This window comes from Streptomyces sp. GESEQ-35 (assembly GCF_017948485.1).
Lineage (GTDB): Bacteria > Actinomycetota > Actinomycetes > Streptomycetales > Streptomycetaceae > Streptomyces.
This window is the reverse complement of the sequence record NZ_JAFFSX010000002.1, coordinates 296,788-322,998: the sequence shown is the minus strand read 5'-3', so window position 1 is coordinate 322,998 and position 26,211 is coordinate 296,788. Positions and strand designations below refer to the sequence as shown.

General features: G+C 69.7%; 24 protein-coding genes. 21 read left to right on the top strand and 3 right to left on the bottom strand.

Going from position 1 to position 26,211, the window contains the following annotated elements; all coding sequences use genetic code 11:
- The first annotated feature begins 176 nt into the window (after positions 1-176).
- The 8 genes from KCH87_RS04965 (at position 177) to KCH87_RS04930 (ending at position 9,575) form a co-directional block, all read left to right on the top strand.
- Entirely contained in the window at positions 177-1,190 is a 1,014-nt protein-coding gene (locus KCH87_RS04965; RefSeq protein WP_210584440.1) for a hydroxyacid dehydrogenase, read from the top strand.
- 362 nt (positions 1,191-1,552) lie between these two features.
- Complete coding sequence (locus tag KCH87_RS04960; protein ID WP_210584438.1) at positions 1,553-2,647, top strand: LacI family DNA-binding transcriptional regulator; 1,095 nt, start codon at positions 1,553-1,555, stop codon at positions 2,645-2,647.
- Between the two features lie 296 nt (positions 2,648-2,943).
- A complete protein-coding gene (locus KCH87_RS04955; RefSeq protein ID WP_210584437.1) occupies positions 2,944-4,275 on the top strand; it encodes an ABC transporter substrate-binding protein in 1,332 nt (443 codons plus the stop codon).
- Positions 4,276-4,285: 10 nt separating this feature from the next.
- Positions 4,286-5,170 carry a carbohydrate ABC transporter permease gene (locus KCH87_RS04950; protein WP_210584436.1) on the top strand — a complete coding sequence of 295 codons (885 nt, stop codon included), beginning with the start codon at positions 4,286-4,288 and terminating at the stop codon, positions 5,168-5,170.
- Positions 5,170-6,084: a carbohydrate ABC transporter permease gene (locus tag KCH87_RS04945; protein ID WP_210584435.1), complete on the top strand. Its 915-nt coding sequence runs from the start codon at positions 5,170-5,172 to the stop codon at positions 6,082-6,084. Before KCH87_RS04950 ends, KCH87_RS04945 begins: the two co-directional genes overlap by 1 nt.
- Positions 6,081-7,718 carry a glycoside hydrolase family 43 protein gene (locus KCH87_RS04940; RefSeq protein ID WP_210584434.1) on the top strand — a complete coding sequence of 546 codons (1,638 nt, stop codon included), beginning with the start codon at positions 6,081-6,083 and terminating at the stop codon, positions 7,716-7,718. Before KCH87_RS04945 ends, KCH87_RS04940 begins: the two co-directional genes overlap by 4 nt.
- Before the next feature lie 314 nt (positions 7,719-8,032).
- Positions 8,033-9,085 (top strand): LacI family DNA-binding transcriptional regulator, encoded by a 1,053-nt coding sequence (locus tag KCH87_RS04935; RefSeq protein ID WP_210584433.1) that lies wholly within the window; start codon positions 8,033-8,035, stop codon positions 9,083-9,085.
- Between the two features lie 91 nt (positions 9,086-9,176).
- Entirely contained in the window at positions 9,177-9,575 is a 399-nt protein-coding gene (locus KCH87_RS04930) for a VOC family protein (protein WP_210584432.1), read from the top strand.
- On the opposite strand, the gene KCH87_RS04925 is transcribed toward KCH87_RS04930, so the two are convergent.
- Entirely contained in the window at positions 9,561-10,244 is a 684-nt protein-coding gene (locus tag KCH87_RS04925; protein ID WP_210584430.1) for a helix-turn-helix transcriptional regulator, read from the bottom strand. The two genes, KCH87_RS04930 and KCH87_RS04925, sit on opposite strands and share 15 nt — an antisense overlap.
- Positions 10,245-10,322: 78 nt before the next feature.
- Entirely contained in the window at positions 10,323-11,258 is a 936-nt protein-coding gene (locus KCH87_RS04920) for an AraC family transcriptional regulator (RefSeq protein ID WP_210584428.1), read from the bottom strand.
- 80 nt (positions 11,259-11,338) lie between these two features.
- Between KCH87_RS04920 and KCH87_RS04915 the strand changes: the two genes are divergently transcribed.
- A complete protein-coding gene (locus KCH87_RS04915; protein WP_210584425.1) occupies positions 11,339-12,175 on the top strand; it encodes an NAD(P)H-binding protein in 837 nt (278 codons plus the stop codon).
- 17 nt (positions 12,176-12,192) lie between these two features.
- On the opposite strand, the gene KCH87_RS04910 is transcribed toward KCH87_RS04915, so the two are convergent.
- Complete coding sequence (locus KCH87_RS04910) at positions 12,193-13,341, bottom strand: YihY/virulence factor BrkB family protein (protein ID WP_210584423.1); 1,149 nt, start codon at positions 13,339-13,341, stop codon at positions 12,193-12,195.
- 356 nt (positions 13,342-13,697) lie between these two features.
- On the opposite strand from KCH87_RS04910, the gene KCH87_RS04905 reads away from it, so the two are divergent.
- The 12 genes from KCH87_RS04905 to KCH87_RS04850 all read left to right on the top strand — a co-directional run bounded on the left by KCH87_RS04905 (position 13,698) and on the right by KCH87_RS04850 (position 26,186).
- A complete protein-coding gene (locus KCH87_RS04905) occupies positions 13,698-15,347 on the top strand; it encodes an acyl-CoA dehydrogenase family protein (protein ID WP_210584422.1) in 1,650 nt (549 codons plus the stop codon).
- A 354-nt stretch (positions 15,348-15,701) separates the two neighbouring features.
- A complete protein-coding gene (locus tag KCH87_RS04900; protein ID WP_210584421.1) occupies positions 15,702-16,961 on the top strand; it encodes a GAF domain-containing protein in 1,260 nt (419 codons plus the stop codon).
- A gap of 177 nt (positions 16,962-17,138) precedes the next feature.
- Positions 17,139-18,449: a hypothetical protein gene (locus KCH87_RS04895; protein WP_210584420.1), complete on the top strand. Its 1,311-nt coding sequence runs from the start codon at positions 17,139-17,141 to the stop codon at positions 18,447-18,449.
- A 48-nt stretch (positions 18,450-18,497) separates the two neighbouring features.
- Positions 18,498-19,070 carry a GNAT family N-acetyltransferase gene (locus tag KCH87_RS04890; RefSeq protein ID WP_210584419.1) on the top strand — a complete coding sequence of 191 codons (573 nt, stop codon included), beginning with the start codon at positions 18,498-18,500 and terminating at the stop codon, positions 19,068-19,070.
- Between the two features lie 127 nt (positions 19,071-19,197).
- On the top strand, positions 19,198-19,281 hold the full coding sequence (locus KCH87_RS50690) for a putative leader peptide (RefSeq protein ID WP_310591794.1): 84 nt from the start codon (positions 19,198-19,200) through the stop codon (positions 19,279-19,281).
- Between the two features lie 126 nt (positions 19,282-19,407).
- Entirely contained in the window at positions 19,408-21,105 is a 1,698-nt protein-coding gene (locus KCH87_RS04885) for a nitrite/sulfite reductase (RefSeq protein ID WP_210584418.1), read from the top strand.
- Entirely contained in the window at positions 21,102-21,281 is a 180-nt protein-coding gene (locus KCH87_RS04880) for a hypothetical protein (protein WP_210584417.1), read from the top strand. The genes KCH87_RS04885 and KCH87_RS04880 overlap by 4 nt, the downstream gene beginning before the upstream one ends.
- Positions 21,278-21,988 carry a phosphoadenylyl-sulfate reductase gene (locus KCH87_RS04875; protein ID WP_210584416.1) on the top strand — a complete coding sequence of 237 codons (711 nt, stop codon included), beginning with the start codon at positions 21,278-21,280 and terminating at the stop codon, positions 21,986-21,988. Before KCH87_RS04880 ends, KCH87_RS04875 begins: the two co-directional genes overlap by 4 nt.
- A 41-nt stretch (positions 21,989-22,029) precedes the next feature.
- The gene (gene cysC / locus KCH87_RS04870) at positions 22,030-22,572 is read left to right on the top strand and encodes an adenylyl-sulfate kinase (protein ID WP_210584414.1); all 543 of its coding nucleotides are present in this window, start codon (positions 22,030-22,032) and stop codon (positions 22,570-22,572) included.
- A complete protein-coding gene (gene cysD / locus KCH87_RS04865) occupies positions 22,569-23,504 on the top strand; it encodes a sulfate adenylyltransferase subunit CysD (protein WP_210584412.1) in 936 nt (311 codons plus the stop codon). The genes cysC and cysD overlap by 4 nt, the downstream gene beginning before the upstream one ends.
- A gap of 2 nt (positions 23,505-23,506) precedes the next feature.
- Positions 23,507-24,859, top strand: coding sequence for a sulfate adenylyltransferase subunit 1 (locus tag KCH87_RS04860; RefSeq protein WP_210584410.1), 1,353 nt, complete (start codon positions 23,507-23,509; stop codon positions 24,857-24,859).
- Between the two features lie 223 nt (positions 24,860-25,082).
- Complete coding sequence (locus KCH87_RS04850) at positions 25,083-26,186, top strand: ABC transporter substrate-binding protein (protein WP_210584406.1); 1,104 nt, start codon at positions 25,083-25,085, stop codon at positions 26,184-26,186.
- The last annotated feature ends 25 nt before the right edge of the window (positions 26,187-26,211 follow it).

The window sequence follows — 26,211 nt, the reverse complement described above, 5'->3', positions numbered from 1 at the left end:
GGCAGGAACCGGTTACTGCACCGACGCCCCGAAACCCTCGGGAACGGTCGGTAACCGATTTCAACTCAGCCCGGCTTCCCACCGATTGACCACCGCTTCCCAGCAGATCTACGGTAGAAGACGCTTTCTGAAACCGTTTCCGATGATCTGTTTCCACTCAGTGCGTCAGGAGAGACATGCCCAGCCCCCAGCAGCCGCGGGCCGTGTTCGCGATGGATCCGGTGCACCTCCCCCTGCTCTTCCCTCCACCCCTCATGGAACGGCTGCGGAAGGCCGCCGACATCGACACGGCGCTTGTCGTAAGGGACTTCGCCGAACCCGCGACGGCGGACATCCTCGCCACCGCCGAAGTGCTGGTCACCGGCTGGGGCTGCCCGCGCCTCGACGCCGGCCTCCTCACCGCGGCTCCCCGCCTGCGCACCGTCCTGCACGCGGCGGGCTCGGTGCGCTCACTGGTCGGCGAGGCCCTGTGGCAGCGCAAGATCACCGTCTCCAGCGCGGTCACCGGCAACGCCCTGCCCGTAGCGGAGTACACCCTCGCGATGATCCTGCTGGCCGGGAAGGACACCTTCACCCACCGCGAACGATTCCGCGCCACCCACGCCCAGCCCACCCAGGCCGAGACCGCACACATCGGCAACGTCGGCCGCCGGATCGGCGTGATCGGCGCCTCACGCGTGGGCCGCCGGCTCCTCGAACTCCTACGGCCGTTCGACTTCACGGTGCTGCTGCACGACCCCTACGTCAGCCCCGCCGAGGCCGACGCACTGGGCGCCCGCCTCCTGCCACTCGACGACCTGCTCGGCACCAGCGACATCGTCACCCTGCACGCCCCCGACATCCCCGAGACCTACCGCATGCTCGACGCCGGCAGGCTGGCCCTGATCAAGGACGGCGGCGTCCTCATCAACACCTCCCGCGGCGCCCTGATCGCCCCCGACGCACTCACCGACGAACTGGTCTCAGGCCGCCTGCACGCCGTCCTGGACGTAACCGAGCCCGAACCACTCCCCGCCTCCTCACCCCTGTACCGACTTCCCAACGTCTTCCTCACACCGCACATCGCCGGCTCCCTCGGCAACGAACTCGAACGGCTCGGCCGCATCGTCGTAGAGGAGCTGGAACGCCTGGCCACAGACATGCCGTTGATGCACGAGGTACGTCAAACGGACCTGACCCGTGTCGCCTGAACCACTGACACAACGCACCCGCAGCCGCCAACGGCGCGAAGGGGACGTGGCGGGGGGTGTCCGCCCGCAGCGGTTGTCGCGTCAACACGGTCACCTCCATGAGAGACCGAGTCGCGACGTTCCGAGGACGGACACCCCCCGCCGCGGCCCCGACCCACGACAACCGCCAGGCGCAACACGCACCCCCATGCACCCGCACAGGCCGCCGCAGGCACAACGCACCCAAGGTCAGCGGGCCTTTGCCGGAGGTTATCCACAGGCCAAATGGCCCGGAGAGAGCATGGGATACGGTCTTTGGACCCGGCGCCGAACGACGTCTGGACACGGGTTTGAACAGGTCACGACGGTGAAGGAGCCGCAGGGTGAGTCAGCGCAAGGCGGCAAGTGAAGTCGGACGAGCCACCATCCGTGATGTCGCGTCAAGGGCTGGGGTCTCCGTCGCGAGCGTCTCCCGTGTGCTGTCCGGCAATTACCCGGTCTCCGAGGACCTGCGCCGCAGGGTGATGAAGGTCGTCCGGGACCTGGACTACGTGACCAACGCGCACGCCCGCTCCCTCGCGGGCGGCGGCACACCCACCGTGGCCATACTGATCAACAACATCACCGGCGCCGCGTTCGCCCACGTGGCCAAGGGAGTCGAGGGCGCCGCCACCCTGCGCGGCTGGCTCTCCCTAGTGGGCACGACAGGGGACGACCCCGAGCGAGAACTCGCCCTGGTCAACCTCATGCGCCAACAGGGCGTCGCGGCAGTGGTGTTGCTGGGCGGGGCCTACGACTACGACGAGTACCAGCTGCGCATGGCCCGCTTCGCCCGTTCCCTGGACGCGGCCGGCTCGCATCTGGTGCTGGTAGGCCGTCCGCCACTGGAGGGCGACGTCCCGGCGACGACGGTCGACTACGACAACGAGGGCGGCGCCTACGCCATGGCCAGCCACCTGCTCTCGGCCGGTCACCGACGGGTGCTCGTCCTCCCCGGGCACTCCGAACTCACCACTGCTCAGGGGCGGTTGACGGGAGCCCGGCGCGCGTTCGAGGCGTACGGCGTGGCACTGGACCCGGGTCTGGTGCGACACGGGCCGTACGACTACGAGCACGGGTACGCGGCCGTCGAGCGGGCGCTGCACGAAACGCCGGACTTCACGGCCGTGCTCGCGGGCACCGACGTGGTCGCCGCCGGCGCGATGCAGGCGCTGCGCGCGGCCGGGTTGCGGGTGCCCGAGGACGTCTCGATCGTCGGTTACGACGACATTCCGCTGGCCGCCCAGCTCACCCCCCAACTCACCACCGTGCATGTGCCGTACGAGGAGATGGGCCGGGTCGCCCTGCGCGCCGTCGCCGACCGCCGTGAGGTGGGCGCGGGCCGCCGCAAGGGCGCCGACGGCGACCATCTGGTGCTGGGCACACATGTCGTCGTACGCAACTCGGTGCAGCCCCCGCCGACGCGGCGCCGCCGCTAGCCCTCTCCCCTCGCCTCCCGCTCCGCCATCGCCACCGCCACCGCCACCGCCACCGCAGCGAACGTTTCGTAAACGTTTTCCCTTCACCTCCCCGTCTTCGCCGAACAAATCGCGCCCCACCTCTTGCTAGGACCGCGCGCGTCGGCCTACCGTCCCATAGCAACCGGTTACTACAGCTTGCGCTTGGCCGGCCCCACTGGGCCGTGAGCCAACGCCCTTCGGCCGTCTTTCCTGGCCAGTACCGAGCCGCCGTCCTCTCGTTCTGAGAACGCCTACTTCCGAAGGATCACGGTCAGATGAACTTCACCAGCCCCCGGAGAAGGTTCGCCCGCGCCGCAGTGGCGGGACTCGCACTGACAGGTCTGCTCTGTGCCTGCGGCGGATCCGACACCGGGGACTCCAAGGCCTCGGGTCCGGTCACCCTGCCCTTCTGGGGCTGGGCCAACGGCCAGGAAGCCGTCGTCAAGGCGTTCAACGCCAGTCACAAGGACGTCCAGCTCAAGTACACCAAGGTCACTGACCAGTTGACCATGCAGAAGCAGCTGACCAACGCGGTCAAGGCGGACAACGCGCCCTGTCTGGTGCAGAACACCGCCGAGTACGTGACGAGTTGGGTGTCGCAGGGTGCGCTCGCCGACATCACGCAGTACGTCGAGGGTGAGAAGTCCAAGTTCAACACCGGTTCCTGGGCAGGCGCGCAGGTGCAGGGCAAGCTGTACGGGGTCCCCACCAGCTCGTCGCCCAACTTCACGATCTACCGCACCGACATCTTCCAGAAGTACGGCATCAAGCCCCCCGTGACCTGGGACGACTTCATCGCCGCGGGCAAGGAACTGAAGAAGCACGGCGTCAAGATCACCAACTACGCCGGTGAGGACCCGAGCACCCTGGAGGTGCTGGCCATGCAGGCCGGGGCGCACTGGTACGCGATCGACGGGAACTCCTGGAAGGTGGACTTCCAGGACGCCGGCACTCTCAAGGCCGCCAAGGTGATCCAGGAGATCATCGACAACGACCTCAACGCCAAGCTGTCCTTCGCCGACTACGCGGCCGTGCAGCGCAGCTTTGACAACGGCTCCACCGCGACCCGGCACATCTCCACCTGGCAGATGGCGGGCATGGTGCAGAACTTCGACAAGTCCTTCGGGAAGTGGGCGCTTTCGCCGTGGCCCACGTTCGCCGGTGAGACGGCGAAGACTCCGGCCGGCACCAACCTGACCGGCAGTGTGACGCTGGTGACCGAGCAGTGCGAACACCAGGAGCAGGCCGCCGAGGCCGCGCTGTGGATGTCCACCGACCCGGGCGCTGTGAAGACGATGGCGAGCCCGGAGACGGGCAACGGCGTGATGCCGGCCCTGGCCGACAGCGACGCGTACGTCGGGGAAGCGGTTTCCGAGAAGCTGCTCGGCGACAACTACGAGCCGGCCCAGAAGGTCGTGAAGGACAGCCTGGGCACCGTCACCACGGACTGGGCCTTCGGCCCCGACTGGACCGCGATGTTCACCGAGATGCAGAGCGGCTGGGCCAAGGTCGTCAACAAGGAGCAGAAGGTCACCGATCTGCTGGCGCACATGCAGGAATGGACGGTCGATGACCTGAAGTCCCGCGGTATCAGCGTCAAGGGCTGAGGCACTCCCGATGATTCGTTCCCTGCGCTGGAAGGGTGCCGCCTTCACGGTGCCCTTCCAGCTCGGCTTCGTGTTCCTGTACCTCCTCCCGATCGGGTACGCCGTCCATCAGTCGCTCTTCGTCGAGCAGCAGTCGGGCCTCGGTCTCGGCGGTGCGACGGAGAAGTTCGCGGGTCTGGACAACTACCAACAGGGCCTGACCGACTCTGCGTTCATGGGTTCCGTGCTGCGCGTGGTGCTGTTCGCCTGTGTGCAGATCCCGGTGATGCTGCTGATCAGCCTGCTGCTCGCACTGTTTCTGGATGCGCTCACATCGCGGACGGCGGGCCGGTTCCGGGTGCTGCTGCTGGTGCCGTACATGATCCCGGGTGTCGTGGCCGCGCTCGTGTGGATCAACCTCTACAGCCCGGATGTCGGTCCGTTGACGCCGCTCGGTGAAGTATTCAGTTTCGACTGGAACTTCTTCTCACCGTCAATGGTCTGGCCGTCCATCGGCAACCTGCTCACCTGGCACGGAATCGGCTACAACATGGTGATCATCTACGCCGCGCTCCAGGGCGTGCCCCGGGAGCTGTTCGAGGCGGCACGGCTCGACGGGGCCTCCGAGCGGCGGATCGCGCTGAGTATCAAGATCCCGCATGTGCGAGGGGCGCTGGTGCTGACCGGCATGCTGTCGATCATCCAGATGCTCCAGATCTTCAACGAGCCCGCGCTGTTCCGGAACGTGACACCGCAGACGGTCGACGACAGCTTCACTCCGATCATGATCATCTACAACCAGGCGTTCAACGCCGGCGACTACCACTACGCCGCGACCCTGTCGGTGCTGCTCGCCCTCATCCTCGGCGTCGCCTCCTTCCTCTTCTACCGGCTCACTTCGAGGGAGGTCGACTGATGACGCTCACCGAAGACCGCGCCCAGCAGCCCCCGACGCACTCCGTCCGGCGGCTCATCCAACCGGACCCCGCCGGTCGCACACGCGGGGGCCAGCGTTTCCTGCTGGTCGGGCTGATCCTCTCAAGCGCTTACAGCCTGTTCCCGGTGTGGTGGCTGATCGTCGCCGCCACCAAGGACCGCACCGGTCTCTATCAGAGCAACGGCCTGTGGTTCTCCGGCTGGCATCTGTGGGACAACCTGCATCAGCTCTTCACCTACGAGGACGGGATCTTCCTGCGCTGGACGGCCAACTCGCTCCTGTATGCGGGCGTCGGCTCCCTCGGCGGCACACTGATCGCCCTCGCAACCGGTTACGGACTGGCACGCTTCCAATTCCCGGGCCGCAACCTGGTGTTCGCGTGTGTAGTCGGTTCCTTCCTGATTCCGATCGCCCTGCTCACCCTCCCCCTCTATCTGCTGTTCTCGGAGATCGGGCTGGTCGACACGCCCTGGGCGATGCTGATCCCCTGTCTGATCAGCCCGTTCAGCGTGTATCTGGCCAAGGTGTACACCGAGGCCACGATCCCCTTCGAGCTCCTCGAGGCGGCCCGCATCGACGGTGCGGGCGAACTGCGGATCTTCTTCAGCATCGTGCTGCGAATGATGACGACGGGCGGTGCCACGGTGTTTTTGCTCGCCTTCGTGAACACCTGGAACGCCTTCTTCCTCCCCCTCACGGTGCTGCGCGGCGAGGAGAACTGGACGCTCAATCTGGGCCTGTACAACTGGTCCGGGAAACGCCTGGAATCCGGTGTCGACCTGACCAGCCTGGTGCTGACCGGTGCGCTGCTGTCCATAGTCCCGATGGCGATCATGATGGTCGCGATGCGCCGGTACTGGCGGACGGGTGTCACGTTGGGAGCCCTCAAGTGACCGTGCTGCGTAATCCCGTCATCCGTGGCTTCGCACCGGACCCGTCGCTCGTCCGGGTCGGCGACTGGTACTACGTGGCCACCAGTTCCTTCGAGTGGTTCCCGACGATCCCGGTCCATCGCTCGCGGGACCTGGCGCACTGGCAGTACGCGGGGCATGTCCGGGGCGCGGTCCCCGGCGACTCGCTGGCCGGCGTCCCCGACTCCGGCGGTGTCTGGGCACCGTCCCTGAGCTGGGACGGGGAACGGTTCTGGATGACGTACTCGATCGTCCGCTCGGTCGGGACGCCGTACTTCGATCTGGACACGTACGTCAGCACGGCCACGGAGGTCGGCGGCAAGTGGACGGCGCCGCGCCGGGTGGTGAGTCACGGTTTCGACCCGGCGCTCTTCCACGACGAGGGCCGGCTGTGGCTGCTCAACATGCAGAGCGATCACCGTCCCGGCGGCCGGCGCTTCGCGGGCATCGTCCTGACGGAGCTGGATCGGGACACCCTGGCGCCCGTCGGCGGTACGCATCTGCTGCTCCAGCACGAACGGCTGGTCGAGGGGCCGAAGCTGCTCAGGCGTGACGGCTGGTACTACCTCGTGCTGGCCGAGGGCGGGACGGGGTTCGAGCACGGGGTGCTGGTGGCACGCAGTCGCTCCTTGACCGGCCCGTACGAGGTGGACGACCGGCCGCTGCTGACGTCACGGGACGATCCGTCGCTGCCGTTGCAGAAGGCCGGACATGGCGAACTGGTTCAAACACCTGATGGTGACTGGGTGTTGAGCCATCTCGCCGCCCGTCCGTTACGGACGCCGGACGGCCTGCGCTGCCCCCTCGGCCGCGAGACGGCGATCGTGCCGGTGGTGTGGGACGCCGAGGGCTGGCCGAGGTTGCGGCACGGGGGACATCATCCGGTGGTCGAGGTCGATGTATCGACACAGCCTGTCAAGGTCAGCGTATCGATACAGCCTGTCGAGGTCGACGTAGCGGAACAGCGTTTCGATCCCGAACTCCCGGCTGACGAGGAGCCGTTGGACTGGCCCTGGAGTTCCCTGCGCGGCTGTCCCGACCCATCCTGGGCCGACACCGCCGCACGCCCCGGCTGGATCCGGCTGCGCGGACGGCACGGTCCGGAGTCGCGGTGGGCGCACAGCCTGCTCGCGCAGCGCATCACCGAGCACCGCGCGGAAGCCGAAGTCACGCTGGAGGCAAGGCCGTTCAGCTATACGCAGGGCGCCGGGCTGGTGCTCTGGTACAACACCGAGGCCTATTTCGCCCTCGCCCTGACCTGGGCGGAACCGGAGGGTGAGGGGCAGCACGGCCAGCAGTGGCGGGGCGCGGGGCGGACGGTGCTGCGTCTGGTGGAGCGCGACGAGGAGAGCACCCGGCAGATCGCGGTGGTCGACTCGACGACGTCCGTCACTCTCGGCGTGACCGTCGAGGAAGTCGAGGCCCGCTTCTGGTGCGTACAGGACGGTAAACGCATTCCGATCGGACCGCCGCTGGACTTCGGCAAGCTCTCCGACGACCACGGTTCACGGCTGCGTTTCACCGGCGCGATGGCCGGCATCCACGCATGGGACCTCGTCGACGCGGAGTTCACCGCCGACTTCACGGGGTTCCGGCTCGACTGCCCACCCGGCTGACCTCCCACCGCACTTCGCCACCAGCCACCAGCCATCCGAAAGCCCACGCCCCACGCCCCTCACCCGCTCTCCGCCGCCCACCACCCTGCCCTCTGCTCCCCTGCTCCCCTGCCCCCTGGCCTCGGCCACCTCCCCCTTGCTCGACCCTGCCCTCTGTTCGAAGTTTCGAAAGCCCAAGCCCGCGGATCCCTCCGAACTCCGGCCTCTTCACGTCGAACTGCGGCGAACCTAGGGTAGGAAGCGCTTACTATCAGCGCTTACTGTCTGGTCGAAGCGTTCGATGGCCCTCGGGCGGGCCGGAGAGGTGGTTCCCGATGGTCCGTACGGGGAGTGCGAGCGTGACGGCCGGGCCGACCCTGGCGGTCGTGGCGCGTGAGGCCGGGGTGTCGGTGCCGACCGCCTCCAAGGTGGTCAACGGCCGGGAGGATGTCGCGCCGGAGACCCGCCGTCGGGTCACCGAGGCGCTGCACCGGCTCGGCTATGTCCGCAGACCCCGGTTCGACGGGGGAAAACCGCCGGGTCTGGTCGACCTCGTGGTGCACTCGCTGGACAGTTCGTGGTCGGGCGCCGTGCTGCACGGGGTGGAGGAGGCGGCCCACGACGCGGGCCTGGAGGTGGTGGTCTCGGCCGGGCTGTCCCGGAGCCGGGGCGGCCGCCCGGAGCGCGGCTGGCTGGACAAGCTCACCGCGCGCGGTTCGTCGGGGGTGCTGTTCAATCTGGCCGAGCTGACGCCTCCCCAGTACTCCTGGCTTGACCAGCACCGCATCCCGTTCGTGATGATCGACCCGGTCCTCGAACCGCCGCCGGGCATGGTGTCGGTGGGCGCGGCGAACTGGCAGGGCGGCGTCACCGCGACCGAGCACCTCCTGTCGCTCGGGCACGAGCGCATCGCCGTCGTCGCCGGCCACCGACGCACCATGGCCGGCAATGCCCGCCTCGCCGGCTACCGCTCGGCACTCGCGTCGGCGGGCCTGCGGCAACGCCCCGAATACGTCCGCCATGCCGGTTTCGACGAGTCGGTCGCCCGTGTGCGCATGCTCGAACTCCTCGACCTGCCCGAGCCGCCGACCGCTGTCTTCGTCTGCTCCGACCGGATGGCTCTGGGGGTGTACGAGGCACTGTCCGAGCGTGCTTTGAAGGTCCCCCACGACATGAGCGTCGTCGGCTTCGACGACCTCCCCGAGTCCCGCTGGGTCACCCCCGCCCTCACCACCGTCCGCCAGCCCCTCTCGGAGATGGCGGCCACCGCCCTGCGTCTCCTGGTCCGCATGATGGACGGCCACCGCCCGGAGAGCACCCGGACGGAACTGTCCACTCGGCTGGTGGAACGCGCGAGTACGGCCGCTCCGGCCGAACGGCCCGGTTGAGTACTGGGGGCGCGGGCGGGCAGGGCCCGGGCTGCCGGGCCTGTCCGATTCCTTCAAGACCCGCCGCCGCAGTGCTGCCTACGGTGGCCGCATGACTCCACGATTCGATGCCATCGGCCTGGTCGTCTCGGACATGGCCGCCTCCGTCGCCTTCTACCGCCGGCTCGGCTTCGCGTTCCCCGAAGGGGCCGAGAACGAGCCGCACGCCGAAGCCCCACTGCCCGGCGGGCTGCGGCTGATGCTGGACAGCGAGGAGATGGCCCGGTCCATCCACGCCGGCTATCAGCCGCCGTCCGGTGGCGGCCGGCACTCGCTGGCGCTGCTCTGCGACCACCCGGCAGAGGTGGACACGGTGTACGAGAAGCTGGTCGGCGCCGGGTACCACGGTGAGCTCAAGCCGTGGGACGCCTTCTGGGGCCAGCGGTACGCGGTGGTGCACGACCCGGACGGCAACGGGGTCGATCTGTTCGCCCCGCTACCGGCCCAGTAGCTCCGTTAGCGGCATACCCGCCAACTCCCGTACGTCCCGGGCGAGATGGGCCTGGTCCGCGAAGCCCGCCCGGACCGCCGTCTCGGCGAGCGGCACACCGTCCCGGGCCAGCGTCAGGGCGCGTTGCAGTCGCAGCACGCGGGCGAGCGTCTTGGGGCCGTAGCCGAAGGCGGTCAGACAGCGGCGGTGCAACTGGCGGGCGCTGAGCTCGAGTTCGTCGGCGGTGGCGGAGACCGCGTGTCCCGTGTCGAGCGCCGCGACGACCCGCAGCAGCAGCGGGTCGGGCGGCTCGACGTCGGCGGCGCGCTCCAACGCCGTGTCCTCCAGCGCGGTCACGGGGTCCGCGGCCGCGTCGATACGGCCGTACAGGCGCCGCACCTCCGCGGCGGGCCAGAGGTCGGCCAACTCGACGCGCCGGTCCCGTAGTTCGTGTGCCGGCACGCCGAGGAAAGCGGGCGCGGTGCCGGGGTAGAAGCGGACGCCCGCCCAGTGCCGCGGGCCGCCCTCGGGAACGTACGCCTGTGTGTCGGGTCCCGCGACGAGCAGCCGGCCGTCGTTCCACAGCAGGTCCATGCAGCCGTCGGGCAGCACCGGCCGGACGACCGGATCCTCGATGGTCCGGCTCCACACGACCGCGCCCGGCAGCCTGGACGCCCGCTCCGTGTACACATGGAAAGGCTACGACGCCGCCCGCGGCAAGGACACTCGCGTCCAGCGCTCTAGCGCGCCCCCCAGCGACACCGCCGCCTACGCCACCCGCGTCCGGTGTTCCTGCGGGCTGATCCCGTACACCCTCTTGAAGGCGCTGGACAGCGCGAACGCGCTGCCGTAGCCGACCTGGCGGGCGATGGCGGCGATGGTGTCGCCGGAGGTGCGGAGGCGGTCGGCGGCGAGGGCGAGGCGCCAGCCGGTGAGGTACGACATCGGGGGCTCGCCGACCAGGTCCGTGAAGCGGCGGGCGAGGGCGGCACGGGAGACGCCGGCCTTGGCGGCGAGGGAGGCGACCGTCCAGGGATGGGCCGGGTCGTCCTGGACGAGGCGCAGGACACGGCCGACGACCGGGTCGGCCAGGGCCCGGTACCAGGCGGGGGCCGCCGCGTCGGGGCGGGAGAACCAGGCCCGCAACGCGGCGATGACCAGCAGGTCGAGCAGCCGGTCCAGGACGACCTCCTGGCCGGGTTCGTCGCGGACGACCTCCTCCAGGAGGAGCGGCGTGAGCGGGCACTGCCAGACGTCGGAGGTGAGGGTGATCAACGGCGGCAGCGCGTCCAGCAGCCGGCCGCTGATCTCGCCCTGCATCGGGTACGTGCCGATCAGCATCACCGCGGAACCGTCGAGCCGGTCGCCCCAGGTGCGGACGCCGAGGTCCATGGAGCCGTTCAGGGAGCGGCCGTCGGGGTAGCGGCACTCCTGGCCCGGCAGGATCAGGGCCTGCGGGGCCGTGCCCGGGTCGTCGGCGCAGGTGTAGAAGTCCGGGCCGCGGGCGATGGACAGGTCACCGGGGGCCAGCCGGACCCGCTCCCCCGTGTCCGGCATGATCCACATGCCGCCGCGGACCATCAGCATCACCGTCAGCGGGGCGCGGTCCTCGATGCGAATCGCCCAGGGCGGTTCGAAGCACGCACGGATCATGAAGGCGCCACGCGCGCGTGGACCCTCGAGAAGGCCTGCGAGAGCGTCCATGGGGCCAGCGTAGACGCGCTCGTATGGGAATGAGCCGTTCAGCGATGGGCTGTTGAAGCACGGGGCCGTTGACTGGATGCATGACGGAAAACACGCAGAAGACGACAGTTGTGGTGACCGGCGCCTCCGGGCGGACCGGCAGCCGGGTCGCCGACGCCCTGCGGAGCGCCGGCCTGACCGTGCGCGCGGCGTCCCGCGCCCGCGGTTTCGACTGGGAGAACCCGACGACCTGGGCGGACACCCTGCGCGACGCCGACGCGGCGTACCTGATGTACCCGTCCGACGTCGGCTCCCCGGCGGCGGCCGAGGGCATCGGCGCGCTCGCCCGGGAGGCGGTGGGACTGGGCGTACGCCGGCTGGTGCTGCTGTCGGCGCGGGGCGAGGAGCAGGCGCTGGCGACCGAGGAGGCGCTGACGTCGTCCGGGGCGGACTGGACGATCGTGCGGTGCGCGTGGTTCGCGCAGAACTTCAGCGAGGGGCCGCTGGTGGAGGGGCTGGTGCAGACGGGCGAGCTGGTGTTCCCGGCCGGTGAGGTGCCCGAGCCGTTCCTCGACGTGCGGGACATCGGGGACGTGGTCGCTGCTGTGCTGACGTCCGGGGACCTGTATGTGGGGCGGACGCTGGAGCTGACGGGGCCACGGCTGCTGAGCTTCCGGGAGGCGGTGGCGGAGATCGCCGCGGCCACCGGGAGCGAGCTGACGTACACGCCGGTGCCGGCCCGGGCCTACGGGGAGTTCCTGACCGGCATGGGGGTTCCGGCCGAGGAGGCGGACTTCCTGGTGGAGGTCTTCGCGGGGCTGCTGGACGGGCACAACGCCCAGGTCACGTACGGGGTGCGGCAGGTGCTGGGACGGGAGGCCCGGGACTTCTCGGAGTTCGTACGGGAATCCGCGGCGGACGAGGTCTGGAAGCGGTAACCGCTTCCGAGCGGTCCTCATTTCTCCGGTGTCCCCACGTCCTCCCCCTTCGGTGAGTTCTTCACATGGGTGCGGAGTCTGGATGTGACGTCCTCCGGGGGGAGGAAGCGGGACCAGCGTTCGGGGAATTCGGAGGGCATGTCCGGGTCGTCGGGGTCGGTGTCACCGCGGTGGGCGGCGGCGCGGGCCACGTACTCGGCGACCTGGGCCTCGCGCATCCGCTCGTTGGCGGCGCGGGCCGCGGCCGTGGCGGCGGCCGGCCAGACACGGTCGATGGCGGCGTTGACGGCGGCGCCGACGAGGACGGCGAAGGCGGACACGCCGATCCACAGCAGGACGGCGACGGCGGCGGCCAGCGAGCCGTAGATGGTGGCGCCCTCGACCGTGTTGGTCAGGTAGATCCGCAGCAGGAAGCTGCCCAGGACCCACATCCCGAGGGCCACCAGGGCGCCGGGCACGTCCTCGATCCACGGCGAGCGCACCGGCACGGACACGTGGTAGAGCGTCGTCAGGAAGGCGATGGACAGCACGATGACGACGGGCCAGTACAGCACCTGTACGAGGGTCTCCGACCACGGCAGGACATTCAGTACGGCGTCCGGCCCGGCCACCATCAGCGGCAGCGCGACCGAGCCGATCACCAGGGCCACCAGGAAGAGCACGAAGGCGACCAGCCGGGTCCTGACGATGCCGCGGACGCCGTCGAGGCCGTACATCACGGTGATCGTGTCGATGAAGACGTTCACCGCGCGGGAACCCGACCACAGGGCGAACAGGAAGCCGATGGAGATGACGTCGGGGCGGCCGCCCTTCATCACGTCGTCCAGGATCGGCTGGGCGATCTGGGCGACGCCCTTGTCCGACAGGACGGTGCGGGAGGCCTCCAGGAGGTTCGTCTCCAGGCTGCTGATGGTGTCGGTGCCGGTCCAGTCGTCGACGTAACCGAGCAGCCCGATCATGCTCAGCAGCAGCGGCGGTACGGACAGCAGTGTGAAGAACGCCGCCTCCGCCGCCAGACCCAGGATCCGGTACTCGATGCACGAGTTGACGGTGTCCTTGAGCAACAGCCAGGCGGTCCTGCGCTTGGAGACGTTCCGGTAGAGGGCACGAGCCCGGTGGAGACGGCCTGAGGGGGGCGTCTCGGAGGATTCACTTGCTGGCTGCACGACCTAAAGGTATCCGCCGCGGGAGGCTCGGCTCATCCCCCGGTGCCGCGGCCGGGTCGCCCAGGGCCTGTCCGGCGGATCAGGTCGCGGACGCAGGGCCTGCCACGCCGATCTGCGGCGTTGTCGTCGGTTGCCGACTCCCCCACGCTCGAATGCGCTCGCGCGGAAGGACCCCCATCGCGTCGACGCCCTCCTCCGCCTTGCAGCTCGACGCACCAGACCCCGCTCACCTGCGCCGATGAGGCACCGTTGGTTTCCTGCGACCTGATCCGCCGGACAGGCCCTGGTCCGCCGCCGGTGAGGGGCGGCGTGCCAGTGTGGTGACCATCGCCGTACCGAGGGGTAGGTTCGCAGACATGTCCGGCAACACCCATACCGTGACCAACCAGACCCCACCGCTGGTCGGATACGACGTCTACAGCGCCGACAAGGTCCTGACCGAGGCCGTCGAACGGCATCTCGACCCCGTCCTGCTCGACGAGGTCCGCGGCGAACTGGCGGCGCTCGGCCGGGCCTCCGGGTCGGCGCAGGTGCAGGAGTGGGGCGTCCAGGCCAACGAACATCCGCCCCGGCTGCGTACGCACGACCGCTACGGCCATCGCGTCGACGAGGTCGAATTCCACCCTGCCTGGCACCGGCTGCTCGGCAAGGGCGTCTCGGCGGGGCTGACCGCGGCCTGGAGCCGGCCCGGCGGTCAGCTGCGGCGGGCGGCCGCGTTCCTGGTGTGGACACAGGTCGACGCGGGCAACTGCTGCCCGCTGTCGATGACCCACGCCGCGGTGCCCGCGCTGCGCACCGACCCGGCTCTCGCCGCCGAGTGGGAGCCGCGGCTGACGTCCATGGTCTACGACCGTGAGCTGCGACCCGCGCAGCTGAAGGCCGGGGCGCTGTTCGGGATGGGCATGACGGAGAAGCAGGGCGGCAGCGACGTACGGGCCATTACGACGTCCGCGGTGCCGCTCGCCGAGGCCGGGACGTATGCGCTGACGGGGCACAAGTGGTTCTGTTCGGCGCCGATGTCGGACGGGTTCCTGGTGCTGGCGCAGGCAGCCCCTTCAAAGGGAGAAGGCGGGCTGACCTGTTTCCTCGTACCGCGGGTGCTCGAAGACGGTTCCCGCAACGTTTTCCTTCTCCAGCGGCTGAAGGACAAGTTGGGCAACCGGTCGAACGCCTCCAGCGAGGTCGAGTTCGACGGGACCTGGGCGCGCCGGGTCGGCGACGAGGGGCGAGGGGTGCGCGCCATCATCGACATGGTGGCCGCGACCCGGCTCGACTGCGTGCTGGGCTCGGCGGGGCTGATGCGACAGGCCGTCGCACAGGCGGTGCATCACTGCACGTACCGCGAGGCGTTCGGCGGGAAGCTGCTCGACAAGCCGCTCATGCGCAACGTACTCGCCGATCTGGCCCTGGAGTCGGAGGCGGCGACCACGCTCGCGCTGCGCCTGGCAGCCGCCCATGACGACGGGAGCGAACAGGAGCGGGCACTGCTGCGGTTGGCGGTGCCGGCCGCCAAGTACTGGGTGACGAAGCGTTGTACGCCGGTGACGGTGGAGGCGGCCGAGTGTCTGGGCGGCAACGGTTACGTCGAGGAATCCGGCCTGCCGCGACTGGTGCGCGAGTCACCGCTCAACTCGGTCTGGGAGGGCGCGGGCAACGTCCAGGCACTGGACGTGCTGCGCGCCCTTCAGCGGGAGCCGCAGGCACTCAACGCCTATCTCCAGGAGGTCGGCCGGGCCCGCGGCGCCGACCACCGCCTGGACGCGGCCATCAAGGACCTGCTGACCGAACTCGCCGACCTGAACGGCATCGAGGGCCGGGCCCGCCGTCTGACCGAGCGCCTCGCGCTGGTACTCCAGGGCTCACTGCTGGTCCGCTACGCACCACCGGAGGTAGCCGACGCATTCTGCGCCTCCCGCCTCGGCACCGACGGCGGCATGGCGTTCGGCACGCTGCCGTCCAGTCTGGATCTGACGTCGGTGGTGGAACGCGCCAGACCGGTGACCTGACCAACGCAGGATGCGCTGTCCGACCTTCAGGGGCGCGGGGAACTGCGCGACCAGCCACAACGGACCGTCAGCCGCCAACGCACCCCTGCCGGCATCCCCCTGACGCGAAATACGGCCCAACCGCCGGAGGCAGTTGGCGGGGGTGGTGCTGCGCCGACACGGCACCACCCCCGCCGCTGGCCCATTCGAGGCCACGAACGCCGCCCGGGGGCAGCGTTGCTCAAGTTTCAGTCAGGGCGCGCGCAGACCACCAGGGTTGCAAGGGGTTGCAACTTGTTGGCGTCTGTGTGCGGACTGTGTCCTTCCGCACAGGGCAGGCGGCACCATAAGACGAACATTCAACAAGGGACCGGAATGAACGTGACGCAACTCGCCGCCGTCGACGCGGCGCAGGCGGCGCGGGTCCTCAGCGAGGTCCGCGACGCGACCCTCGCCGGACAGCGCGCACGGCTGCCTCCGCGCCCGGTGATCGGAGAGTCCTGGGGGCGCATGCTGCGCGGCGGTGTCGACCCCGACCACGACTTCAGGTCCGGACTGCTCGACACCGAGGAGATCCAGCGGCGCCGGGAGGAGTCGCCGCTCAGACAGGTGCTTCCGATGCTGCGGGAAGGGCTGTTGTCGGTCGCGGACGTCGCCCACCACATCATGGTCGTCGCGGATCCGGACGGCCGGGTGCTGTGGCGCGAGGGGTGTTCGCCGGTGCTCCGCAAGGCCGACGGACTCGGATTCGAACTCGGCGCGGACTGGCGCGAGGACGTCGTCGGCACGAACGGCGTGGGCACGCCGGCGGTGGTGCGCCGGCCCGTACAGGTCTTCGCCTCGGAGCACTTCGTACGGTCACACGCCTCTTGGACCTGTACGGGCGCCCCGATCACCGACCCCAGGGACGGCCGGCCGATCGGTGTCGTCGATGTGAGCGGCCCGCTGGAAACCATGCATCCGGCCACGCTCGCCTGGGTCGACTCGGTGGCCAAGCTCGCCGAGGCCAAGCTCCGCGAACTGCACCTGGTTTCGCTGGAGCGGCTGCGCGCGGTCGGGGCGCCGGCGCTGGCCCGGATCACCGGCCGGGCCCTGGTGGTGGACCGGGACGGCTGGACGGCAGCGGTGACCGGGATGCCGTACACGAACCGGATCGCGCTGCCCAAGTCCCTGTCGCCGGGCCGCCGGTGGATGCCGGCGCTGGGCATCTGCTCGGTGGAGCCGCTGGCCGAGGGCTGGCTGGTGCGGGCCGACGACGAGCCGGTGGCGCACGGTGCCACCCGGATCGTGCTGGATCTGTCGCAGCCGCGCCGCTGGTCGGTGACGGTGTCGGGCGGCGCGGGCTCCTGGACCCGCGAACTGAGCCCCCGGCACGCCGAGTTGCTCTATCTGCTGGCCCTGCATCGCAGCGGACGCAGCGCGGCCGGGCTGGCCGAGGACCTGTTCGGTGATGCGGGCCGCACGGTCACGGTGCGCGCCGAGATGTCGCGCGTACGCCGCTATCTCGGGGGGTTCCTGGAACACCGGCCGTACCGTCTCTGCGAGGACGCGGAGGTCGAGGTGGTGCTGCCGGACGACCCGCACGAGTTGCTGCCGCACTCCACGGCTCCGGCGGTGGCCAGGGGACGGATGTAGATTCATGTGCCCCGAGGGGTACAAGAGGTGGCATCTTCCGCATAATTGCAGGGTCATTGCAGGGTCTTCGTCACGAGCCGCCGCCGACTGCCGTAGCATCCCCGTACGGGCCACCCCACCTGCTCCTCGGTCAACGCACGGATCGTCAGGCGCAGTTGGCTCTCGTCTGGAGGTTGGATGATGAGTCGCGGCCGACACCGTCGACGCAGGCGGGGCAGGGCGCTGCGCGGTGCCCTGGCCGGGACCGCCCTCGCGCTCACCGCCGCCGCCACCATGATCAGCGCCTCGCAGGCCACGGTCGGTGAGGGCCCCGGAGCGCTGAAGCCGCTCACCTCCGCCGCGGACATCGACCCGCTCCGGCTCCAGGAAGACCTCGTGCCCGAGCGCACGCTCGACCGGCTCGCCGCCGCGATGGGCACGCCCGTCGGTGTCGGCGCCGTCCTCGACAGCGCCGACCGCACCCTGCACTCCGCCTCCGACTGCACGGCCGGCGAGCGCACGGCGCTGCCCGTCGAACCGGCGGCCACGCGCGCGTACTGCTGGGACGAGGCCGACACCGCGGGCTGGCGGGCCGGCGCTGTCACCACCTCCGGGGACGCCGACGACGACGGCCGATGGGGCGAGAACCGGGCGCTCCTCTCCGGCTGGAGCTCGGCCGACGGACAGGGCCTCGCCCGGGTCGCCTTCGTCGACGCGAACGACCTGAGCCGTCTCACCTACGCCTCGGCGCTGCTCGCCGTGCCGGTCGACGGCGGACGCGACTACCGCGCCCTCGCCTCGCAGGTGTCCGGCATGGTCTGGTACCAGGACAAGCTGCTGGTCACCGCCGACGACGGGGACGGCACCGCGCTGTACGTGTACGACATGGACCGCGTCCAGCGCGCCACCGTCGCCGATGCCGCGGTCGGCCGGGTGCCCGGCGGCTGGTCGGCGCACGGCTACCGGTGGATGCTGCCGGCCGTCGGCTCGTACCGTCTGCCCGGCGGGACGTGCGAGCCGGCGACGGACACCGGCGCCCCCTGCCTCGGCGGTATCTCCCTCGACCGCAGCTCGGCGCCCGACAGCCTGGCCGTGAGCGAACGGGCCACCGCGGACAGCGACCGGGCCACCCGGCTGTGGCGCTACCCCTTCAGTACCGACCCCGAGCGCTCCGGGCTGCTCGCCACCGACCCGGCAGGGCGCGTACGCGCGGACGAGGCGTACCGGACGAAGACGGCCGGTATCGCGGGCGTCCTCTCCTACCGGGAAGCCGGAGCCGACCGCGCCGACTGGTACCTCGCCGGCACGGGAGCCGGACGCGGCGCGCTGTGGCGGCAGAACGCGAACGGCGCCCGGGCCACACAGTGCGGGGCGGACGAAACCCACCGCTGCTGGAGCGCCCGCACCGCGTCCCTTTCCTACTGGGAGGCGATGGGCGAGGTCTGGTCGCAGTCGGGACGGACGCTGTTCGCCGTGCCGCTGACGTCGGTCGGCAGGGCGCTCGACTGAGGCGCAGGCGATCGACAAGGCCCCCACCCGGATGATTCCCTGACCGACATGCCCAACATCGCCGTGACCACCTGGTCCCTGGAACAGACCGCACCCACCGACCTCCTTCCGGCCCAAGCCCCGCAGGGCGATGTACGGGTCGTGCGCGCCGAGGTGCACTCGCCCGAGTTCAGCCGGTTCCTGTACGCGTCCGTCGGCGGTGACATCCTCTGGATCGACCGGCTCGGCTGGACGTACGCGCAGTGGCTGAAGCATCTGGACCGGCCGGGCGTGGAGACGTGGGTCGCCTACGACCGGGGCACGCCCGCGGGGTATGTGGAGCTGGGCCCGCAGGACGACGGGGTCGTCGAGATCGAGTACTTCGGGCTGATCCCGGCCTTCCGCGGACGGCGGATCGGCGGGCACCTGCTGTCGTACGGCACCGCCCGTGCCTGGGATCTCGCGGACCGCTGGCCGGGGCTGGCGCAGACCAAGCGGGTGTGGCTGCATACATGCAGCAAGGACGGCGAGTTCGCGCTGGACAACTACCGGCGCCGGGGCTTCACTCTCTTCGACACCAGGGTCGAGGAGGAGCCGGAGGCGGCCACGCCGGGCCCCTGGCCTGGGGCGTACCCTGTCTGACCTGGGCGGACACCAGCCGCTTCGGGCCATGTGACCGACACCACCCACGTCCCACGATGCGAGACTCGGATGTCCGCATGATGGACGAAGCTGGACTGTGTCCAGATCGCCGTGACACGCTTCCGTCATGTCTGGAACTGGAATTGCCTTGGTGAGTCGGCGGCACGTCGACCTCGGCCGCATGTCCAGCGCCATCTGTCCGGCCCGCTGAGAGCCGAGGCCGCGCCGACATCTCCCCGTTCCATCAGAATTTCCCGCGCAATGTCGCGCACCTATACCCATGCGCTGTATGCGCGGGTCAGAGCCGCTTCCCGCCTGTCCGAAGGACTTAAAAACCATGGCCGCCACCCCGCAGAAGCCTGCCGCCGCGACTCCACGCCGCAAGGTGAGCCGTCACCGCGGTGAGGGCCAGTGGGCGGCGGGGCACCACACCCCGCTCAACGGCAACGAGCAGTTCAAGAAGGACGACGACGGTCTCAATGTGCGGACACGCATTGAGACGATCTACTCGAAGCGCGGCTTCGACTCGATCGACCCCAACGACCTGCGCGGCCGGATGCGCTGGTGGGGCCTGTACACCCAGCGCAAGCCCGGGATCGACGGCGGCAAGACCGCGATCCTGGAGCCGGAGGAGCTGGACGACGAGTACTTCATGCTGCGCGTCCGCATCGACGGCGGCCGGCTCACCACCGAGCAGCTGCGCGTGGTCGGCGAGATCTCGCAGGAGTTCGCCCGGGGCACCGCCGACATCACCGACCGGCAGAACGTCCAGTACCACTGGATCCGGATCGAGGACGTGCCCGAGATCTGGAACCGCCTGGAGGCGGTCGGCCTGTCCACCACCGAGGCCTGCGGTGACACGCCCCGCGTGATCCTCGGTTCGCCCGTCGCCGGTATCGCCGAGGACGAGATCATCGACGGCACCCCGGCGATCGAGGAGATCCACCGCCGGATCGTCGGGAACAAGGACTTCTCGAACCTGCCCCGCAAGTTCAAGTCCGCGATCTCCGGCTCGCCGCTCCTCGACGTGGCGCACGAGATCAACGACATCGCGTTCGTCGGCGTGAACCACCCCGAGCACGGCCCCGGCTTCGATGTCTGGGTCGGCGGCGGCCTGTCCACCAACCCGAAGATCGGCCAGCGCCTCGGCGCCTGGGTCCCGATCGACGAGGTCCCGGACGTCTACGAAGGCGTCATCTCGATCTTCCGCGACTACGGTTACCGGCGGCTGCGCACCCGCGCCCGGCTGAAGTTCCTGCTCGCCGACTGGGGCGTGGAGAAGTTCCGCCAGGTCCTGGAGGACGAGTACCTGAAGCGCAAGCTCGTCGACGGCCCCGCGCCCGCCCAGCCCGTGGAGCGCTGGCGCGACCACGTCGGCGTGCACCGGCAGAACGACGGCCGTTTCTACGTCGGTTTCGCCCCCCGTGTGGGCCGCGTGGACGGCGCCACCCTGACGAAGATCGCCGAGGTGGCCGAGGCGCACGGCTCGGGCCGGGTGCGGACCACCGCCGAGCAGAAGATGCTCGTCCTCGATGTCGACGAGGCGCAGGTCGAGTCGCTGGTCGAGGGCCTGGAGGCGCTGGACCTCACGGTGCATCCCTCGCCCTTCCGGCGCGGCACCATGGCCTGCACCGGCATCGAGTACTGCAAGCTCGCCATCGTCGAGACCAAGGCGCGCGGCGCCTCGCTGATCGACGAACTGGAGCGCCGGATCCCGGACTTCGACGAGCCGATCACCATCAACCTCAACGGCTGCCCGAACGCCTGCGCCCGTATCCAGGTGGCGGACATCGGTCTCAAGGGCCAGCTGGTCCTCAACGACCAGGGCGAGCAGGTCGAGGGCTTCCAGGTACACCTGGGCGGCGCGCTCGGTCTGGAGGCCGGCTTCGGCCGCAAGGTCCGCGGTCTGAAGGTGACGTCGGAGGAGCTGCCGGACTACGTGGAGCGCGTGCTCAAGCGCTTCGAGGCCGAGCGCGAGGAGGGCGAGCGGTTCGCCGCCTGGGCCTCGCGGGCCAGTGAGGAGTCCCTCTCATGAGCGAGCGTGCGGCCCCCTTCTACTGCCCCTACTGCGGGGACGAGGACCTTCGTCCCAGCGAGCAGGGCCACGGCGCGTGGGAATGCGCGGCGTGCAACCGCGCATTCCAGTTGAAGTTCCTCGGGCTGCTCGCCCGGGGGCTTCGACCGAACGACGCAGGGGGAGAGCAGATATGAACACCGTTCAGGAAGATCGCACGACCGAGGATCTCAAGGCGCTCGCCGAGCAGGCGGGCCGTGACCTGGAGGATGCCTCGGCGCTGGAGATTCTCCAGTGGGCCGCCCGCACCTTCGGTAACCGTTTCTGTGTTACCTCTTCCATGGAGGACGCGGTCGTCGCGCACCTGGCCTCCCGTGCGTTGCCGGGAGTTGACGTGGTGTTTCTCGACACCGGCTATCACTTCCCGGAAACGATCGGGACCAGGGATGCGGTGGAGGCGGTGATGGACGTCAACGTCCTCACCCTGACCCCGCGTCAGACGGTCGCCGAGCAGGACGCCCAGTACGGTCCCCGGCTGCACGACCGCGACCCCGACCTGTGCTGCAAGCTGCGCAAGGTCCAGCCGCTGGAGGAAGGCCTCAAGAGCTACGCGGCCTGGGCGACCGGACTGCGCCGTGACGAGTCCGAGTCCCGGGCGAACACCCCGGTCGTCGGCTGGGACGACAAGCGCCAGAAGGTCAAGATCTCGCCGATCGCTCGCTGGAGTCAGGACGACGTGGACGCCTACGTCGCCGAGCACGGCGTGCTGACCAACCCCCTGCTGATGGACGGCTACGCGTCCGTCGGCTGCGCCCCCTGCACCCGCCGTGTCCTGGAGGGCGAGGACGCCCGCGCCGGCCGCTGGGCGGGCCGGACCAAGACCGAGTGCGGACTGCACCTGTGACCGGGCCCGCGGATCCGACGGACCCTTCGAGCAACCAGGAGATGCAAGTGACGACCGGAGCCACCGTCTGGCTCACGGGTCTGCCGAGTGCCGGCAAGACCACGATCGCGTACGAGCTGGCCGGCCGGCTGGGCGCGCAGGGACACCGCGTCGAGGTCCTCGACGGCGACGAGATCCGCGAGTTCATCTCGGCGGGCCTGGGCTTCTCCCGCGAGGACCGGCACACCAACGTGCAGCGCATCGGCTTCCTCGCCGAACTCCTGGCCCGTAACGGCGTCATGGCCCTGGTCCCGGTGATCGCACCGTACGCCGACAGCCGCGAGGGGGTGCGCAAGCGCCACCAGGACAGCGGGGCACCGTACATCGAGGTGCATGTGGCCACGCCGGTCGAGGTGTGCTCCGTACGCGATGTGAAGGGTCTCTACGCCAAGCAGGCCGCCGGCGAGCTGTCCGGGCTCACCGGGGTCGACGACCCCTACGAGGAGCCCGAGTCGCCCGACCTGCGCATCGAGTCGCAGCACCAGACCGTGCAGGAGTCCGCGGCCGCGGTCCACGGCCTGCTCACCGAGAGGGGACTGGCATGACGACCGTGGTCACAGCGCAGGAGGGTACGGACACCCCGTACGCCCTGAGCCATCTGGACGCGCTGGAGTCCGAGGCGGTGCACATCTTCCGTGAGGTGGCGGGTGAGTTCGAGCGGCCGGTGATCCTGTTCTCCGGCGGCAAGGACTCCATCGTCATGCTCCACCTGGCGCTGAAGGCGTTCGCCCCGGCGGCGATCCCGTTCTCACTGCTGCACGTCGACACCGGGCACAACTTCCCCGAGGTGCTGGAGTACCGCGACCGTACGGTCGCCAGGCACGGCCTGCGGCTGCATGTCGCTGAAGTGCAGGACTACATCGACCGCGGTGTGCTGCGCGAACGTCCCGACGGCACCCGGAATCCGCTGCAGACCCTGCCGCTGACCGAGAAGATCCAGTCCGAACGCTTCGACGCGGTCTTCGGCGGCGGACGCCGGGACGAGGAGAAGGCCCGCGCCAAGGAACGCGTGTTCTCCCTGCGGGACGAGTTCTCCCAGTGGGACCCGCGCCGCCAGCGCCCCGAGCTGTGGAACCTCTACAACGGCCGGCACGCGCCCGGCGAACACGTCCGCGTCTTCCCGCTGTCCAACTGGACCGAGCTGGACGTGTGGCAGTACATCGCCCGCGAGGAGATCGAGCTTCCGGAGATCTACTTCGCGCACGAGCGTGAGGTGTTCCAGCGGGCCGGGATGTGGCTGACCGCCGGTGAGTGGGGCGGGCCCAAGGCGACCGAGACGGTCGAGAAGCGGCAGGTCCGCTACCGCACCGTCGGCGACATGTCCTGCACCGGCGCCGTCGACTCCGACGCCACGACGCTGGACGCCGTGATCACCGAGATCGCCGCCTCCCGGCTCACCGAACGCGGCGCCACCCGTGCCGACGACAAGATGTCCGAGGCCGCGATGGAAGACCGTAAGCGCGAGGGGTACTTCTAACCATGTCCACCACCGAACCCACCGAGACGCTGTCGGTCGAGCAACTGTCGGAGACGACCCTGCTGCGGTTCGCGACCGCCGGTTCCGTCGACGACGGCAAGTCCACGCTCGTCGGCCGGCTGCTGCACGACTCCAAGTCGATCCTCACGGATCAGCTGGAGGCCGTGGAGCGCGCCTCGGCGAGCCGCGGCCAGGACGCCCCCGACCTCGCGCTGCTGACCGACGGGCTGCGCGCCGAGCGCGAGCAGGGCATCACCATCGACGTGGCCTACCGCTACTTCGCCACCCCGCGCCGCCGGTTCATCCTCGCCGACACCCCCGGCCATGTGCAGTACACCCGCAACATGGTGACGGGTGCCTCCACCGCCGAGCTGACGGTGATCCTGATCGACGCGCGCAACGGCGTCGTCGAGCAGACCCGCCGCCACGCCGCGCTGGCCGCGCTGCTGCGCGTCCCGCACGTGGTCCTCGCCGTGAACAAGATGGACCTCGTCGACTACAAGGAATCCGTGTTCGCCGCGATCGCCGAGGAGTTCACGGCGTACGCGACCGAACTGGGCGTCCCCGAAGTCACCGCCATCCCGATCTCCGCGCTCGCCGGTGACAACGTGGTGGAGCCGTCCGCGACCATGGACTGGTACGGCGGCCCCACCGTGCTGGAGCACCTGGAGACGGTGCCGGTCGCCCACGACCTGAGCCACTGCCACGCCCGGCTGCCCGTGCAGTACGTGATCCGGCCGCAGACCGCCGAGCACCCCGACTACCGGGGGTACGCCGGCCAGATCGCCGCCGGTTCCTTCCACGTGGGTGAGCAGATCACGGTTCTGCCGTCCGGCCGTTCGACGAAGATCAGCGGTATCGACCTGCTCGGCAAGCCGGTCGACGTCGCCTGGACCACCCAGTCGGTGACTCTCGTCCTCCAGGACGACATCGACATCTCGCGCGGCGACCTGATCGTGCCCAGCCAGGACGCGCCGCCCACCACGCAGGACATCGAGGCGACCGTCTGCCATGTCGCCGACGCCCCGCTGACCGTGGGCCACCGCGTGCTCCTCAAGCACGGCACGCGCACAGTCAAGGCGATCGTCAAGGACATCCCGTCCCGGCTCACGCTCGACGACCTGTCCCTGCACCCGCACCCGGGACAGCTCGTCGCCAACGACATCGGCCGGGTGAAGATCCGCACCGCGGAACCGCTGCCGGTCGACTCCTACGCCGACTCCCGCCGCACCGGTTCGTTCATCCTGATCGACCCGAACGACGGCACCACGCTCACCGCGGGCATGGTCGGCGAGTCGTTCGCGTCTCCGGAGCCGGTCAAGGACGCGTCCGAGGACGACGGGTGGGACTTCTGACCATGAACTCCCTCGATTTCTACTCCATGTTCGCGAAGGAGGGCGGCCGCGTCGGCAGCGGTGCCCTCGGCAGCGGACAGGGCGGAGTGGCCCGATGTGTGTGCTGACGTACGCGCACTGCCTGCGCGCCCTCACCCCCCACCGCCGTAGACGAAAACCTGCCGACCTCCCGGCCACGACCTGAGAGACCGTGACCGCCGGGCCTCCGAGAGGAACACCTCCCGTGCCTGCCACATTCGCCGTACGTCGCACACTCGTGGTCATCGCCGCGCTCCCTCTCCTCACCCTCGCCGCCTGCGGTTACGGCTCTCAGGCCGATGACGACGACACCTCCAAGGTGGCCGCCGGGGCGGAGAAGATCGACGGGCTCGACTCCGTCAGGATCGGCTACTTCGGGAACCTGACCCACGCGACCGCGCTGGTCGGCAACCAGAAGGGCTTCTTCCAGAAGGAGCTGGGGGCCACGAAGGCCTCGTACACGCCCTTCAACGCCGGCCCCTCCGAGATCGAGGCCCTGAACGCCGGTTCCATAGACGTCGGCTGGATCGGCCCGTCCCCGGCGATCAACGGCTACACCGCGTCCAGCGGCAAGAACCTGCGCATCATCGGCGGTTCGGCGTCCGGCGGAGTGAAGCTCGTGGTCAACCCGGACAAGATCAAGTCCCTGAAGGACGTCAAGGGCAAGAAGATCGCGACCCCGCAGCTGGGCAACACGCAGGACGTGGCGCTCCTCAACTGGATCGCGGAGCAGGGCTGGAAGGTCGACGCGGAGAGCGGCAAGGGCGATGTCTCGGTGGTCCGCACCGACAACAAGGTGACGCCGGACGCCTACAAGTCCGGTTCCATCGACGGCGCCTGGGTGCCGGAGCCGACCGCGTCCAAGCTGGTCGCCGAGGGCGGCAAGGTGCTGCTGGACGAGGCGGACCTGTGGCCGGACAAGAAGTTCGTGATCACGAACATCATCGTGCGGCAGGAATTCCTCAAGGAGCACCCGAAGGCCGTCGAGGCCGTGCTGAAGGCCTCGGTCGAGGCCAACAAGTGGATCAACGCCAACCCGGACGCGGCCAAGGCCGCGGCGAACAAGCAGCTGGAGGCGGACTCGGGCAAGGCGCTGCCGGCCGACGTCCTGGACCCGGCCTGGACGTCGATCCAGTTCACCAATGACCCGCTGGCCTCCACGCTCAACACCGAGGCGGAGCACGCGGTCAAGGCGGGCCTGTTGGAGAAGCCCAACCTGAACGGCATCTACGACCTCACGCTGCTCAACAAGGTCCTCAAGGCCGAGGGCGAGAGCACCGTCGACGACGCCGGTCTCGGCGCGAGCTGACCGAACGACCCGATGAGTTCCCAGG

Coding starts and splice junctions, on each gene's coding strand:
- KCH87_RS04965 (WP_210584440.1), top strand. CDS start 177: ATGCCCAGCCCCCAGCAGCCGCGGGCCGTGTTCGCGATGGATCCGGTG.
- KCH87_RS04955 (WP_210584437.1), top strand. CDS start 2,944: ATGAACTTCACCAGCCCCCGGAGAAGGTTCGCCCGCGCCGCAGTGGCG.
- KCH87_RS04950 (WP_210584436.1), top strand. CDS start 4,286: ATGATTCGTTCCCTGCGCTGGAAGGGTGCCGCCTTCACGGTGCCCTTC.
- KCH87_RS04945 (WP_210584435.1), top strand. CDS start 5,170: ATGACGCTCACCGAAGACCGCGCCCAGCAGCCCCCGACGCACTCCGTC.
- KCH87_RS04935 (WP_210584433.1), top strand. CDS start 8,033: ATGGTCCGTACGGGGAGTGCGAGCGTGACGGCCGGGCCGACCCTGGCG.
- KCH87_RS04930 (WP_210584432.1), top strand. CDS start 9,177: ATGACTCCACGATTCGATGCCATCGGCCTGGTCGTCTCGGACATGGCC.
- KCH87_RS04920 (WP_210584428.1), bottom strand. CDS start 11,258: ATGGACGCTCTCGCAGGCCTTCTCGAGGGTCCACGCGCGCGTGGCGCC.
- KCH87_RS04915 (WP_210584425.1), top strand. CDS start 11,339: ATGACGGAAAACACGCAGAAGACGACAGTTGTGGTGACCGGCGCCTCC.
- KCH87_RS04905 (WP_210584422.1), top strand. CDS start 13,698: ATGTCCGGCAACACCCATACCGTGACCAACCAGACCCCACCGCTGGTC.
- KCH87_RS04900 (WP_210584421.1), top strand. CDS start 15,702: ATGAACGTGACGCAACTCGCCGCCGTCGACGCGGCGCAGGCGGCGCGG.
- KCH87_RS04895 (WP_210584420.1), top strand. CDS start 17,139: ATGATGAGTCGCGGCCGACACCGTCGACGCAGGCGGGGCAGGGCGCTG.
- KCH87_RS04890 (WP_210584419.1), top strand. CDS start 18,498: ATGCCCAACATCGCCGTGACCACCTGGTCCCTGGAACAGACCGCACCC.
- KCH87_RS50690 (WP_310591794.1), top strand. CDS start 19,198: ATGTCTGGAACTGGAATTGCCTTGGTGAGTCGGCGGCACGTCGACCTC.
- KCH87_RS04885 (WP_210584418.1), top strand. CDS start 19,408: ATGGCCGCCACCCCGCAGAAGCCTGCCGCCGCGACTCCACGCCGCAAG.
- KCH87_RS04880 (WP_210584417.1), top strand. CDS start 21,102: ATGAGCGAGCGTGCGGCCCCCTTCTACTGCCCCTACTGCGGGGACGAG.
- KCH87_RS04875 (WP_210584416.1), top strand. CDS start 21,278: ATGAACACCGTTCAGGAAGATCGCACGACCGAGGATCTCAAGGCGCTC.
- cysC (WP_210584414.1), top strand. CDS start 22,030: ATGCAAGTGACGACCGGAGCCACCGTCTGGCTCACGGGTCTGCCGAGT.
- cysD (WP_210584412.1), top strand. CDS start 22,569: ATGACGACCGTGGTCACAGCGCAGGAGGGTACGGACACCCCGTACGCC.
- KCH87_RS04860 (WP_210584410.1), top strand. CDS start 23,507: ATGTCCACCACCGAACCCACCGAGACGCTGTCGGTCGAGCAACTGTCG.